Source organism: Leisingera sp. M658 (genome assembly GCF_025144145.1).
Taxonomy (GTDB): domain Bacteria; phylum Pseudomonadota; class Alphaproteobacteria; order Rhodobacterales; family Rhodobacteraceae; genus Leisingera.
The window spans coordinates 982,410-995,780 of record NZ_CP083546.1 but is presented as its reverse complement, the minus strand read 5'-3'; the positions used below and the strand labels follow the sequence as shown (position 1 = coordinate 995,780).

General features: G+C 55.7%; 10 protein-coding genes and 1 pseudogene. 9 read left to right on the top strand and 2 right to left on the bottom strand.

Going from position 1 to position 13,371, the window contains the following annotated elements; all coding sequences use genetic code 11:
- The first annotated feature begins 2 nt into the window (after positions 1-2).
- Complete coding sequence (locus tag K3724_RS05020) at positions 3-761, top strand: alpha/beta fold hydrolase (RefSeq protein ID WP_259990654.1); 759 nt, start codon at positions 3-5, stop codon at positions 759-761.
- Between the two features lie 36 nt (positions 762-797).
- Here K3724_RS05020 and K3724_RS05015 read toward each other — a convergent pair whose 3' ends face one another.
- Positions 798-1,652, bottom strand: a complete 855-nt coding sequence (locus K3724_RS05015) for a MurR/RpiR family transcriptional regulator (protein ID WP_259990653.1) — start codon at positions 1,650-1,652, stop codon at positions 798-800.
- Between the two features lie 137 nt (positions 1,653-1,789).
- Between K3724_RS05015 and K3724_RS05010 the strand changes: the two genes are divergently transcribed.
- From K3724_RS05010 to K3724_RS04985, 6 genes are read left to right on the top strand one after another with little or no spacing between them, the layout of a single operon-like run.
- Positions 1,790-3,046, top strand: a complete 1,257-nt coding sequence (locus tag K3724_RS05010; RefSeq protein WP_259990651.1) for a sarcosine oxidase subunit beta family protein — start codon at positions 1,790-1,792, stop codon at positions 3,044-3,046.
- Positions 3,047-3,056: 10 nt separating this feature from the next.
- Complete coding sequence (locus tag K3724_RS05005) at positions 3,057-3,323, top strand: sarcosine oxidase subunit delta (RefSeq protein ID WP_311200203.1); 267 nt, start codon at positions 3,057-3,059, stop codon at positions 3,321-3,323.
- Complete coding sequence (locus tag K3724_RS05000; protein WP_259990649.1) at positions 3,320-6,298, top strand: sarcosine oxidase subunit alpha family protein; 2,979 nt, start codon at positions 3,320-3,322, stop codon at positions 6,296-6,298. The genes K3724_RS05005 and K3724_RS05000 overlap by 4 nt, the downstream gene beginning before the upstream one ends.
- Positions 6,291-6,875: a sarcosine oxidase subunit gamma gene (locus K3724_RS04995; protein ID WP_259990647.1), complete on the top strand. Its 585-nt coding sequence runs from the start codon at positions 6,291-6,293 to the stop codon at positions 6,873-6,875. The genes K3724_RS05000 and K3724_RS04995 overlap by 8 nt, the downstream gene beginning before the upstream one ends.
- 28 nt (positions 6,876-6,903) lie before the next feature.
- Positions 6,904-7,905 carry an Ldh family oxidoreductase gene (locus K3724_RS04990; protein WP_259990645.1) on the top strand — a complete coding sequence of 334 codons (1,002 nt, stop codon included), beginning with the start codon at positions 6,904-6,906 and terminating at the stop codon, positions 7,903-7,905.
- A 53-nt stretch (positions 7,906-7,958) separates the two neighbouring features.
- Positions 7,959-8,951, top strand: coding sequence for a GlxA family transcriptional regulator (locus K3724_RS04985; RefSeq protein WP_259990642.1), 993 nt, complete (start codon positions 7,959-7,961; stop codon positions 8,949-8,951).
- Positions 8,952-9,132: 181 nt separating this feature from the next.
- Here the strand turns inward: K3724_RS04985 and tnpC are convergent.
- Positions 9,133-10,404: pseudogene (tnpC, locus tag K3724_RS04980) on the bottom strand (IS66 family transposase); the annotation flags it as partial.
- A 122-nt stretch (positions 10,405-10,526) separates the two neighbouring features.
- On the opposite strand from tnpC, the gene K3724_RS04975 reads away from it, so the two are divergent.
- Together K3724_RS04975 and K3724_RS04970 are read left to right on the top strand one after the other, a co-directional pair.
- Entirely contained in the window at positions 10,527-11,465 is a 939-nt protein-coding gene (locus K3724_RS04975; RefSeq protein WP_259990640.1) for a proline racemase family protein, read from the top strand.
- Between the two features lie 367 nt (positions 11,466-11,832).
- Entirely contained in the window at positions 11,833-13,260 is a 1,428-nt protein-coding gene (locus K3724_RS04970) for a DUF2235 domain-containing protein (RefSeq protein WP_259990639.1), read from the top strand.
- Positions 13,261-13,371 lie beyond the last annotated feature (111 nt).

The window sequence follows — 13,371 nt, the reverse complement described above, 5'->3', positions numbered from 1 at the left end:
ATATGCTGAACTATCACCGATACGGCACTGGCAAGACTTTCGTCATGCAGCACGGATTCCTGGGAGGGGGCGGCTACTTCGCCCCCCAGATGGCCGCTCTGGGGCAATCCTTTGACATGATCGCCCCAGATCTGCCGGGATATGCGGGCAGTGCAGCGGAACCGGCGCTGGACTCGATCGAGGCGCTGTCTCAAGCCCAGGTTGCTCTATTGGATAAGCTGGGTGTCGAGCGCTTCAGTCTGCTCGGTCATTCGATGGGGGGAATGATTGCGCTTCAGACTGCACTGGATCATCCCGACCGGGTGGAGCAGCTTGTGCTCTACGCGACCCATTGTTCAGGCAATCTGCCTGGCCGTTTTGAAACCTTTGACGAGACCGCCAAGAGGGCCAAGGCCGAAGGTATAGAAGCTTTGGCTAAGCGAGTGTCTGCAACTTGGTTTGTCGATTATGATAGGGCGCCGATGTATCCCTTCTGCCTGGGAGCAGGTGCCGGGGCGAGCGAAGCCGCGGTTCTGGGATCACTCAAGGCCTTTCAAACCTGGGATGTGACAGAGCGCTTGTCGGAACTGGAAATGCCGGTTCTGGTGATTTCCGGCGATAAGGATCGCTCTTATGGTGTTCCGGGCTTGGTGCAGCTTGCCTCTGGTATCAAGAATGCAAGTCTAAACCTCATTTCCGGTGGTGCCCATTGCGTTCACCTGGAAAAAAGCGATCTGTTCAACATCTCGTTGCGCGAGTTTCTTACCGTAGATCGCGGCTAAGAAAAGCGCACATGATAGATCTTAAGGCGGGGGTTATCATTCCAGATAGGCCCCGCTTTGCTTTCGCAGAGACACCACTTTTTCGATGCGCCCAATAGCTCCTCCGGCGCTGTCAGCAACCGCAAAGGCCAGGACAGCTTCGACCAAGGAACAGATCGACACCACCGAAGGGTAGTAATGCGGACTGTTCGTGGGCGCGATGATGCTATGGCAGGCAATTCCGACCAAAGGAGAGCTGCGCCGATCGGTGATTGCCAGAGTGGTGACGCCGATATCCCTAGCGTATTCAAGGGCTTCGATTGCAGATTTGGCATATGGGGAAACTGCGATTGCTATCACCGCATCACCTTCCTGCACAGTGGCTAGTGTTTCAATCGCGCTGGCAACACCCGAACGTGTCATGCGAAGACCTGGAAAGGCAATGCCACCTGTTGCCTCTAGATGGGCCGCAACCCAGGCCATCGACCCGGTCGCCACGATGTGAGTCGTCCTGGCAGTGCGAATCGTGTCGCCAATGGCTTGCAGCGTTTCGATCGGGTTGTTCTGGAAACCGGCGTCAATGTTTTCACGCGCAGCGTCCTGCAGCCCTTTCAGTAGCGGTTCAGCTGCCGTTTCTACGCGAGATTCATAGAGCTTTTCCGCACGGGTACTGAAACTGCTCGCGGCAACTTCTGTCTGAAACTGGGTTTTGAACTCATCATAGCTTTCATAGTCGAAATATCGCGCCAGTCTGTGCATCGTAGGCGAGGACACACCGCTTTCAGTTGCGACTGCCCGCATCGAGCCAAAGGCCATTCGATCCGGGCGGTCGACGGCAAACTTGGCTGCCACCCTGAGCTTTTTTGGCAAATCAGGAAGTTCGTTCAAAATTCGGTCGATAATAGTCGGCATGGCCACTCCTGCTACCTGTCAGTTGATTTGTTAACTCACCATAAGAAATCTGTCCAATATCTAAAAGATCAATTGATACATTAAGAACATGTATGTATCATATGGCAAAATAAACCTCAATATGGAGCCTGTTTCGCGTGTCACGCTATTCCGCCTTTGAAGTGTTCAGAAAAGCTCTTGGTGGCAACCTTGGCTGGTCGCGCGCCTGGCGCGATCCTGATCCCAAACCCAGTTATGACGCAGTTATCGTAGGGGGCGGCGGGCACGGCCTCGCAACGGCCTACTATCTGGCAAAAGAGCACGGCATCAGAAATGTAGCAGTCTTGGAAAAGGGTTGGCTCGGCGGCGGCAACACCGGGCGCAACACAACCATTGTGCGCTCAAACTACATGCTGCCTGGCAATACCATGTTCTATGAGCGCTCCATGCAGCTGTGGGAGAACCTAAGCCAGGATTTGAACTATAACGTGATGATGTCCCAGCGTGGGCAGTTTCACCTTGGTCATTCGCCGGCTCAGTTGGACGGGCTACGGCGGCGCGGTAATATCATGCGGGCTCATGGCATTGACGCCGAGTTGATCGACCGGGCCGAAGTGCAGCGGCGGCTGCCCTACCTGGATTATACGCCAAATGCTCGCTTTCCGATCCATGGCGCACTGTTTCAAAGCCGAGCCGGCACGGCGCGTCACGATGCTGTGGCTTGGGGCTATGCGCGAGGTGCTGACCAGCTTGGAGCCGACATCATCCAGCAATGCGAGGTCAAAGGTTTCTTGTGGGAGGGAAACCGCGTTGTCGGTGTCGAAACCACCAGAGGCAATATCCGTGCCCCAAAGGTGGGCCTGGCAGTGGCTGGGAACACGACTCAATTGACCGAAAAGGCCGGTCTTAGACTGCCCATCGAGACACATTCTCTTCAGGCCTTTGTAACCGAGCCTCTCAAACCATTTATCGATAATGTCGTAAGCTTTGGTGCTGCGCATTTCTACATCAGCCAGTCTGATAAAGGTGGTTTGGTGCTTGGCGGTGATCTGGATGGCTACAACAGCTACGCACAGCGCGGCGGCATGCCGATTGTGGATGCGACAATGGCGGCAGCCAAATCCCTGGTGCCTTCCATTTCGCGTCTGCGGCTGCTGCGTCACTGGGCCGGGGCCATGGATATGACCATGGATGGCTCGCCCATTATCTCCAAATTGCCGGTCGAAGGCCTCTATCTCAATGGTGGCTGGTGTTACGGCGGCTTTAAGGCGACGCCAGCAGGTGGTTGGTGCTTTGCCTGGACCATGGCCAAAGACGAACCTCACAAGGACAACGCCGAATTCACCCTGTCGCGCTTTGAACGTGGCTATCAAATCGACGAAAAAGCGCACGGTCCGCAACCCAACCTGCAATGAGGTCAGAGACATGATTAAGCTGAACTGCCCGGTCTGCGGGCTGCGGGACGAGACCGAGTTCTCCTATTTGGGAGACGCCACGGTCAAACGCCCCGCGATGAACGAAAGCGATCCCAAAGCTTGGGTGGAATATGTGTTCATCCGGGACAATCCAAAGGGGCCGCACAAAGAACTCTGGCATCACGTTTTGGGGTGCCGACAGTGGCTTGTTGTGGAACGCGACACTGCCACACATGAAGTTTTTGGGTGCAAACTTGCACAGGAGCACGCGAAATGAGCGCCGAACGTTTGCCCCAGGGCGGGCGCATTGACCGCACCTCGACCGTAACGGTCCTTTTTGATGGTCGCGCAATCCCCGCACATACCGGAGACACGCTGGCTTCAGCGCTCTTGGCTGCTGATACCGGAATTGTTGCCCGTAGTTTCAAATATCATCGCCCCCGTGGCATCTATAGCGCCGGCGTCGAAGAGCCCAATGCTTTGGTACAATTGGGCCAGGGTGCCCATAGCGAACCCAATACTCGCGCCACCACGCTTGAAGCTTATGACGGGTTGCAAGCAGCTGGCCAAAATGCCTGGCCAAATGTCCGGTTCGATGCCCAGAGTGCGACCCGAATAATTGCTCCATTCCTAAGTGCTGGCTTTTACTACAAGACTTTTATTGGTCCTTTCAATGGCACCAAATTCTGGATGTACTGCGAAACTTTCATTCGCAAGGCCGCAGGTATGGGCTTTGGTGTTCATCAGAATGATCCCGATACCTATCAAAAGACAAATGCCTATTGTGACCTTCTGGTGATTGGTGCAGGGCCGGCAGGTCTAAGCGCGGCCTTGGCTGCTGGTCGCAAAGGCGAGAGGGTTATTTTGGCCGAACAGGATTTTGAGCTTGGCGGCTCGCTATTGTCCAATCCGGTAGGCAGTGACAGCGACAAATGGTTGGAAGATACCCGTAATGAACTGGAAGCAATGAACAATGTCCGCATTCTCAAACGGACAACGGTTTTTGGTGCTTATGACAGTGACGTTTACGGAGCTGTCGAACGGGTATGGGACCATGTTCGTCATGTACCTGATAACCAGAACCGGCAGGTCTATTGGAAGATCAGTGCCAAACGCGCGGTGATGGCAACCGGCGCAATCGAGCGTTTTCTAGCCTTTGGCGGCAATGATATCCCCGGCGTGATGCTGGCCTCTTCGGTGCGTACCTACCTCAACCGTTTTGCGGTGATGGCTGGCAAGACTGTCGTCGTGGCCACGAATAATGACAGCGCCTATGGAACTGCGATTGATCTCGCAAAGGCCGGTGCATCTGTGACGGTGGCAGATCTTCGACTAGAGGCCCCTGCAGATCTAGCCCAGCAGCTGCAAAGCCATGGCGGCAAGGTGATGCCGACCACGGGGGTTATCGCAGCCCAGGGGCGTAAGTCAGTGACTGGTGCCTTGCTTGCGCCGATCAACGCCGAAGGGCGCGCCACTGCTGCGCCGCATTCTGTGCCCTGTGACCTCATCGCCGTCTCAAGCGGGTGGTCGCCCGTGGTTCATCTGTGGAGCCATCGCCAGAAAAAGCCCGTCTTTGATGAGGCTGCGCGCTGCTTCCTTCCCGACAATGATGCCATTCCGACGCTGCAGGCGGCGGGTAGTGCGATAGCGGCTCGCTCCCTGGCCGACTCCATCGCACAGGGGGCTGCCGCTGGCGGAGATCCGTCTGGCGGCACCCCGCTTGCGGCCCCTACGGGTGCAGCCGATCATTGGGCGCGCGCGATCAGCCCGATCTGGCGTCTGACCCAGCAGAACGGCAAGACCGCAGGCAAGGCTTTTGTGGATATGCAACATGATGTCGGCACCTCCGATATCGAGCTGGCGCACCGCGAAGGCTATGTCTCTGTCGAACATCTGAAACGTTATACCACCACCGGCATGGCCACCGACCAAGGCAAGCTGTCGAATCTGCCAGCCCTGTCCCGAATGGCCGAACTGCGCAGCATGACGATCCCCGAGGTGGGCACCACCACTTTCCGCCCACCCTTCACCCCCACTGCGGTTGGTGCTTTGGCCGCAAATGATGCCCTGCATCATTTCAGCCCGACTCGGCTGTCACCACTGCACGACTGGCATGTGGAACAGGGCGCTGAACTGACTCAGGCAGGGCTGTGGCTCCGCCCCTGGTTCTACCCAGAAGCAGGAGAGGATGTTGACGCGGCCTATCGCCGTGAAGCCGAGCATGTGCGCAGCCAGGTTGGCATGGTGGATGTCTCGACCCTGGGCAAGATCCAGGTGCAGGGACCGGATGCTGCTGAGTTCCTCAACCGGATGTATGTCAACGGCTGGAAAACGCTGCAAATCGGGCGCATCCGCTACGGCGCGATGCTGCGTGAAGATGGCATTGTGCTGGATGATGGGGCCACGGCGCGGATTGGGGAGTATGATTACTTCATGTCCACAACCACAGCTCATGCCGCACAGGTTCTGGCCCTAGCAGAGCAGCTGTTGCAGACTGCTTGGCAGGATCTCAAGGTCCATGTTACCTCGGTGACCGATCAATGGGCGGCCATGGCCGTCGCCGGTCCAAAGTCCCGCGACCTGCTGACAGAAGTCTGCGGAATGGTGGATCTGAGCGCCGATACGATGCCGAACAATCATTTTGTCTATGCCGATATTGCGGATGTTCCCTGCCGTATCCACCGGATGAGCTTTTCCGGCGAGCTGGCTTATGAGGTTTATGTCCCGGCAAAATTCGGTAAGGCGGTCTGGCAGGAGATCATGCAAAAGGGTGCCACCTTTAACATTTGTCCCTATGGTACAGAATCCATGGGCACCCTGCGCATCGAAAAGGGCCATGTGGCGGGGCCCGAACTGGATGGCCGCACCACCCTGCGCGATATTGGGTTGGACAAAATGGCCTCACGCAAAAAGCCCTTTGTTGGATCGGTTCTAAAACATCGCCCACATCTGTTGGCGGAGGATCGTCCAACTCTGGTGGGTTTGGAGATCGAAGGGGATGCGGGGGTCAAATCCGGGTCCATCCTCTATGACCTGGGTGGTAGCACCAAAAACCACGGGCTCGGCTGGGTGTCCTCAACAACCTATTCACCAGCTTTGGGAAAATACATCGCCCTGGGCTTCCTGGCCAAAGGGCCTGCTCGCCATGGCGACAGGATACGTGTGATTGATTTTTTGGGCGACAGCACAAAGACGGCCAAGGTCACATCCCCTCATTTCTTTGATCCGGAAGGAACGCGGCAAAATGGCTGATCCCTATTCCCCACTCACCTCCGTCATGACGCCCGGTAGCTACGGTGGCCAAACCAATAGCACCTTGGTCGATCTGCAGGAGAAACCTGTTGGAGGCCTTGTGCAGGTCGCTGGCTGGGAGGGTTTTGATAGCTTGATCGGACAGGTCTTGGGCCTGGCGCATCCGCTGAGCTTTCACACTGCCCAAGAGGCAAAAGGGTGTACGATCTTCAAGATCGCCCCTGCGAGAGTGATGATACAGCATGACGATCCGGACCAACTAGCCCGTCTGACAACCTCATTATCGCCCGAACAAGCAGGGGTGGTTGCATTGGAGAATGCCCGGTGCCGGTTGCATCTCTCTGGTGCTGAGGTTGAAGCCGTGCTGCAGCGGGTTGCCGCGCTCGATTTCAGCCGGGCTGAATTTCCAGTTGGGGAATTCCGTCAATCCGGCATTCATCATGTTGCAGTGATGTTCCACCGCACCTCAGATCAGGGCTTTGATCTTTTTGTCCCTACCACCTGGGCCATGAGCGTTTTCGACTATCTCCGAGATGCCGCCTGGAATTTTGGCCTGACGATCTCGTCACCCGCTTAAGCAAGTAGAAAGGTAAACCGTCGTGCCCATGTCAAAGCCTCTTTTCCAGACCGAAATCCAAGGTATCAGCCAAGCCTGCCTGTTGCGAAATGGGTGCGACGCCGAAAATGCTCAAGCCATTGCGGGTAACATTGCCAAAGCCGAACTGGACGGCTGTCATTCGCACGGGATGTTCCGCCTGCCAGGCTATGTTGCTGCGCTCAAGAGCGGCAAAGCTAACGGTACGGCCCGGCCAGAAATCACAGCGGGGCCATTAGGCTCCGCTGTGATCCAAGTGAATGGTTGTGGTGGGTTTGCACCGCTCGCGTTGCAACAGACGCAGGCGGCTTTGATTGAGCATGCGCAATCCATCGGGGTTGCAGTGATGGCCCTCACAAATGTTCATCACTTCTCGGCCCTTTGGGCAGATGTTGAACCCCTTGCGCGTCAGGGTTGTGTTGCCTTGGCCTGCACTGCCTATCTTCCAGCGGTCGCTCCGGCTGGTAGTCAGGAACCCTTTTTTGGCACTAATCCGATGGCCTTTGCTTGGCCGCGCAAAGACAAGCCGCCGTTGGTCATTGATCAGTCTTCGGCGGCCATGGCACGCGGAGAGGTGATGATTGCAGCCCGTGATGGCAAGCCCCTGCCGCCCGGGGTGGGGCTGGATCAAGATGGCAATGCGACGACAGATGCAGCTGAGGTTCTCAAAGGTGTCATGCTGCCCTTTGGCGGTCACAAGGGTAGCTCCATCGCATTGATGATCGAACTGCTGGCCGCAGGATTGATTGGCGAAGCCTTCAGCGTCGAAGCGAAACGCCGAGACAATGGTGACGGCGGCCCGCCCCGGGGCGGTATGTTCTTTTTGGCCATGGACCCTTCTAGATTTGGCGATGCCGCCTGGGGCAGCCATAGCGACAGCTTCCTCGAAGAACTCGCCGGGGTTGATGGGGCCCGCCTGCCTGGCGATCGACGGTATCAAGCCAGAGCAAAAAATAGAAACCAGGGCGTCTGCGTGCCGCAGTCATTGCTCGAAAAGATCACCCAACTCTGATCCTCAACGATCCTATCCAACACACTGCAATCACGCGCGAAACCATTGATCCCATGGGACTACAAAGTTCAATCTCCTCCAATCACTGCGTTATAAAGCTGGATCAGGACAGGCTCGCTCTGACCCGGGAATTCGATATTCTTGTCCTGCCTGGGGTATCGATGCTCACTCTGGGTGGATTTTTGGAACCTCTGCGCATTGTCAATGCGCTGACCCATCGCGAGGCGTTTCGCTGGCGGGTGCTTTCCCTGGAAGATGACACTTTTGGATGCTCTAACGGGTTTCATATCGATGAGGATGTACTGCTCGGCACCGAAGGTTGCCAGCGCTGTAGCCTGGTTGTCGGCGGGGAGTTGACCTCTTCGACTGAACGGCAGCTTGTTATCAACTGGATCCGCCGACGCAAACGGTTTGGAAACGGGATCGGCTATATTGGCCCATGCGCCCGCCTTTTCGCCGAAGCGGGGGTTCTGGTTTCCGAACAATTTGTGGTCTCTCAATCCGAGAAATCCGCCTTTTCTGAATGCTATTCTCACCTTCTTCCGCATGAAGGCCTTTTTTGTCGAGAAAGAGACGTGTTGAGTTGCGTGGACGGCACTGCGGCATTGGACTTTGCGGCCAGTTTCATTGAACAGGACATGGGGCGCTCGTTGGCACTGGCGGTGCTGCAGCAATGTGGCCAATCTAAGCTTCGTGCGGGGTCCGATCAGCCTCAAAACGTGGCGGGTGACTTGCATGAATCACGACACAAAGCCTTAAAAACAGCTATTCGCCTGATGAGCGAACACATTGAAAACCCTTTGTCCATGGAAATGGTTGCCAAGAAGGCTCATATTTCACGACGTCAAATGGAGCGACTGTTTAAGATCCACACAGCTTTGACTCCCTCTAAATACTACCAGCACATGCGACTACACCACGCAAAATCCCTACTCCGCCAAACGGACATGCGGGTATTGGACATCGCCCTGGCCTGCGGCTTCTCCAATGTCTCAACTATGAAAGTCGCCTACCGCCGAGAATTCGGACAAGGATTTGCGAGCTGAGTCCAATATTGTATTCGATTCCCGAGTTAAAGGATCAGATATGCACAAAAGGGATACTGTTTGACGTCAGCGCGAATGGGTCCAACTAGGGCAATTTGATATGAGAGTGTTACTGGCTCAGCGTAACAACTGAGGAGTAGGACACGGGAAGCGGCCGAGATATACGTAAGCGGTGCGCCGATCACACTTGCGGAGTGTAAGTCCAGGGCAGCAGGGCGTTGATATCGGATTGCTTATGTCCATTGGCGATGGCGGTCAGGGTTTTGACAAGCCAGGCATGGGGATCGACGCTGTTCAGTTTACAGGTTTCAATCAGCGACGCGAGGATTGCCCCGTTCTGCGCTCCAGTTTCATGCCCAGCGAACAATGCGTTTTTCCTGTTCAGGGCAATTGGACGGATTGTCCGCTCGACGCTGTTGGAATCCAGTTCCACGCGACCGTCGCCAAGGAACACGGTCAGGCCTTCCCAGTATTTGGCAATGTAACTCAAGGTCTCACCGATGGGTGATTTGGCGGAAACACGAGCACGATTGTCCCTGAGCCAGATGTCCATCTGATCAATCAGTGGTTTTGCACGCTCCAGCCGCGCTGCTTTTCGGGCTTCAGGGGCGTTGCCTCTGATTGCCTTTTCTATGCGGTAGAGAGCCTGGATTTGCGCGATCCCCTCATCCGCAATTGGGGTGGTTGTGCCAGATTTGGCAACGTCAAAGAGCTTGCGTCGGGCATGCGCCCAGCAGTGAGCCAATCGGATCGCACCTTCCTGCCGCTTAAGCAGGCGGTTGTATCCGGCGTAGCCGTCAACTTGCAGCGTGCCGTTGAAGCCCCTCAGAATTTGCTCTGCATATTCACCAGCGCGGCCCGGCGCATAGGTGAAGGCCACGCCGGGTGGATCTTCTCCAGTCCAGGGCCGGTCATCTCGGGCGAGCGCCCAAAAGTATCCGGTTTTCGTTTTCTTACGGCCAGGATCAAGGACCGGCGCCACCGTCTCGTCCAGGAACAGTTTGGTTGACCGCTTCAGATCAGCCATCAGCGCCTCGTATACGGGGCGCAACTCGAACGCTGCCCGGCCGACCCATGCGGCCAGTGTGGACCGGTCCAGATCGATCCCCTGACGTCCATAAATCTGCGCCTGGCGATACAGAGGAAGATGATCAGCGTATTTGCTGACAATCACATGGGCAATGGTTGCCTCGGTCGGCATGCCACCGGGGATCAGATGCGCCGGAGCGGGTGCCTGGGTAATACCATCTTCGCAAGACCGGCAGGCATACTTTGGGCGGCGGGTGACGATCACGCGGAAGTGGGCCGGGATGATATCGAGCCGCTCACTGACATCCTCGCCAATGACATGCCGTTCAGAACCACAACCACAGACCGTGCTGTCCAGCTCAATCACTTGTTCGATGCGTGGCAAATGTTTTGGAAATGACCCCCGGTTGGATTTGCGTGGCTTCGCGGTCTGTGTCGGCGTGACAGGCGGATCGGCCTCAGGGGCCAGATTGTCTTTCAGAACAGCTGACTCTAAGAATTTCCAGTGGAACAAGTTGATCAATCATCTGACGTTAAGGAATCTCGATGGCAGCCGTTGCAAAGCAGAAGCCAATTACTGCAATTGATGTAGAGTTGGCTGGTGACATACTTCGAGTAGTAAACACTGGTTTGCCGGAGCTTGCGTCGCGTAACGCAGTTGACGCCTTAACAGAGCTCCGGTTGGAACATGAACCGATCCGCGATTTCCTGAACCTGCCGCCCAACGGCAACCACTTAATCAATTCTTGCCTGCTCTACCCGCCATTTGAGCAAGGCTCGGACGGGGCGTTGTTTCTGGCTTCCCGATTTGCTTTCGCACCCTATGCAGGAACCGCACTGATGGCAGCGGCTACAGTACTCGCGGAGAAACAAGGTTCCACGTTATCTGCGGACCAACAGCACTTCGTTCTCGACACCGCAAGTGGTTCAATGGAAGTGGAGCTGGTGCGCAGGAATATTGCTGTGACACATGCCAAATGGTTTGTTTCCGCTCCGGATTTGCTGATCAACACCCAAGAGCTGCTACGAACTGGAGGTGAGGCAGTCCCGGTTTCAGTGGTCAATGCCGGGTTGCCGTACTTGGTTGTAGATACGGACAAGCTTAACATCGCACTCGGCGACCACTCCGCTTTATCTGACGCCGCCATCGAGTTAAGTGCAACTGCGGGCAGTCAGTTTCCGATGGCTCAATTTGGTATAGGGGGCAATTACAGCCAATACCTGGTCATGTTCTTTACCAAGGCTTCAGACAATCACATCAAGACTGTTTGGGTGTCTGACAAAGGTGAAGTGGCAAATTCTGCGGGGGGCACCGGAGCTTTATCCGTTTTAGCGGCCGGCCTAGGGAATGGGGCGTTGACACCTGACCAGCCCGCACTGATTGAAGCACCTGGAGGAACCTTTGAGTGCCAAATCGCCAGGGGTCGAGCCTCAGTAACAGCTACCGTTCGGACGGTTGCAAGGCACGTATTCCTGCCGCGCTAAGCGGACACATGGAGTTGGCTAGGCTGCTTGCGCAGCGAATGACAGCAAGGTCCGGCGACCTGTAAATTCCCACCTTAATGAATGCTGCGTGGTGCGCGAACAGCCGGAATGGCCGCCGCACCGCAACATGAGAATTTGCGCGCGTGCAGAAAAATCTTAGCTGCGAGCGCATGCAGCACAAAATGGCAACGACTGGTGAGGGCTCATGCCGCAAGTTCGCCGCAGGCGGCACTAAAGTCGGCTTCCAAGAACAGGTTGAGGGGCGGTTGCTCAGCTCGGTGTCAGGCGCACAATTATTAGTAGTGATTTGGTGAAAGAATACCGCTATCCGTTACTAAACCGCCCCTGGAATATTACGAGCGCGATAATGCCCAAGAACATTTTGATCTTCTCAGATGGAACAGGACAAGTGGGCGGCCTGCGTCCAGACCAGCGCCTTTCAAACATTTACAAGATGTACCGGGCAATGCGCCCCGGCCCATCTTCACCCATCAAGCCAAGCGAGCAGGTTTGTTTCTACGACGCCGGCCTGGGCGCGGGGGAAGTTGGCGGCTTTACCCTGAAGCGGCTTCGCAATGTCCTGTCTGCGGCTGTCGGAACCGGTATCGATGAAAACGTCATTGATTGCTATGAGAAGATCATTTCGTACTACGAGCCTGGCGACAGGATCCTGCTTTTTGGCTTTTCCCGCGGAGCATACACTGTCCGTGCTGTAGCCAATGTAATGAACCTCTGCGGCATTCCCACAAAGATGCCAGACGGTTCACAGGTACCTCGGTTCGGGCCAAGACTTCGCAAGCTCGCCTCTGATGCCGTCAACTACGTTTACAATCACGGCAACGGCTATCCCCGGGGGCAGCAACCGTATTACGAGAGAAGGGAAGAGCTCGGGCGCCGGTTCCGGCAAAAGTACGGCAGCTACGTTCCGGATGCGGAAAAGGATGTGCAAGGCAACGTGCAGCCAACATTCATTGGTGTCTTCGATACAGTAGCTGCCCTAGGCAATGCGCAAGTAGGAATTGCGGCTGGGACGGCGGTAGTCGCTCTATTGGCTGCACTAGTAATGGCACTGTGGCTCTCCTGGCCGTGGTTCGTATGGGCACCACTTGTCATTCTTCTGGGGGTCATTGCTTACTGGTACGGCAAGCTGAAGTGGTCGCAGTGGAAATTTTTCTCGCCTGACGAGGATCGCCCACTGAGGCTCTCCAGGATAGCGGATTGGCCGTTGATCTGGAGATACGGCCATTACGCCAAATGGAACCTGAAGAATTATGACAAGTGGCTGGACTCAGATGTCGGCTTTGCCCGACACGCGCTCGCTATCGACGAGCACAGGAAAAATTTTCCGCGCGTGAAATGGGCAATGCCAGCAGAGGCAAAAAAGACAGAAGGACGTAACCCGCCATGGCTGAAGCAGGTCTGGTTCCCAGGCTGCCACAGCGACGTCGGTGGAAGCTATCCCGAACCGGAATCCCGGTTGAGCGATATAGCCCTTGGCTGGATGCTTGAAGAACTGGAGGAATGCGTACCAGAAGTCCAATTCAATGCCGACAAGCTCTACGTTATGCCAGATCCTCTCGGCATGCAGCACGAAGAGACTTTCATGTTCAGTTTTGGCCCGCTGAAAAAACGCTGGCCACAAAAGCCACGGATTGTGAACTCCATTTTTCCCTTACATCCTTCAGTAATCACCCGGCTGGAAGCTGAAACCGTCTCTCATCTCGGTGAGATGCGTGCCTACCGGCCGGAACAACTCAAGGATCATCCTGAAGCGGAGAAGTACTTTTTGAAATAGGGAGCCAAGGCCAAGCATCAGGGTGCTGACAGCTCAAGACCCAACACACCTTTCGAGGCAGGGCCACTTGGCCCAAATCTGGCAGACGCGGCCAGCATCTGTCAGCTCTGC

Excerpts from the sequence above, each read along its gene's own strand:
- K3724_RS05020 (WP_259990654.1), top strand. The coding sequence starts at position 3 with ATGCTGAACTATCACCGATACGGCACTGGCAAGACTTTCGTCATGCAG.
- K3724_RS05015 (WP_259990653.1), bottom strand. The coding sequence starts at position 1,652 with ATGCCGACTATTATCGACCGAATTTTGAACGAACTTCCTGATTTGCCA.
- K3724_RS05005 (WP_311200203.1), top strand. The coding sequence starts at position 3,057 with ATGATTAAGCTGAACTGCCCGGTCTGCGGGCTGCGGGACGAGACCGAG.
- K3724_RS05000 (WP_259990649.1), top strand. The coding sequence starts at position 3,320 with ATGAGCGCCGAACGTTTGCCCCAGGGCGGGCGCATTGACCGCACCTCG.
- K3724_RS04995 (WP_259990647.1), top strand. The coding sequence starts at position 6,291 with ATGGCTGATCCCTATTCCCCACTCACCTCCGTCATGACGCCCGGTAGC.
- K3724_RS04990 (WP_259990645.1), top strand. The coding sequence starts at position 6,904 with ATGTCAAAGCCTCTTTTCCAGACCGAAATCCAAGGTATCAGCCAAGCC.
- K3724_RS04985 (WP_259990642.1), top strand. The coding sequence starts at position 7,959 with ATGGGACTACAAAGTTCAATCTCCTCCAATCACTGCGTTATAAAGCTG.
- K3724_RS04975 (WP_259990640.1), top strand. The coding sequence starts at position 10,527 with ATGGCAGCCGTTGCAAAGCAGAAGCCAATTACTGCAATTGATGTAGAG.
- K3724_RS04970 (WP_259990639.1), top strand. The coding sequence starts at position 11,833 with ATGCCCAAGAACATTTTGATCTTCTCAGATGGAACAGGACAAGTGGGC.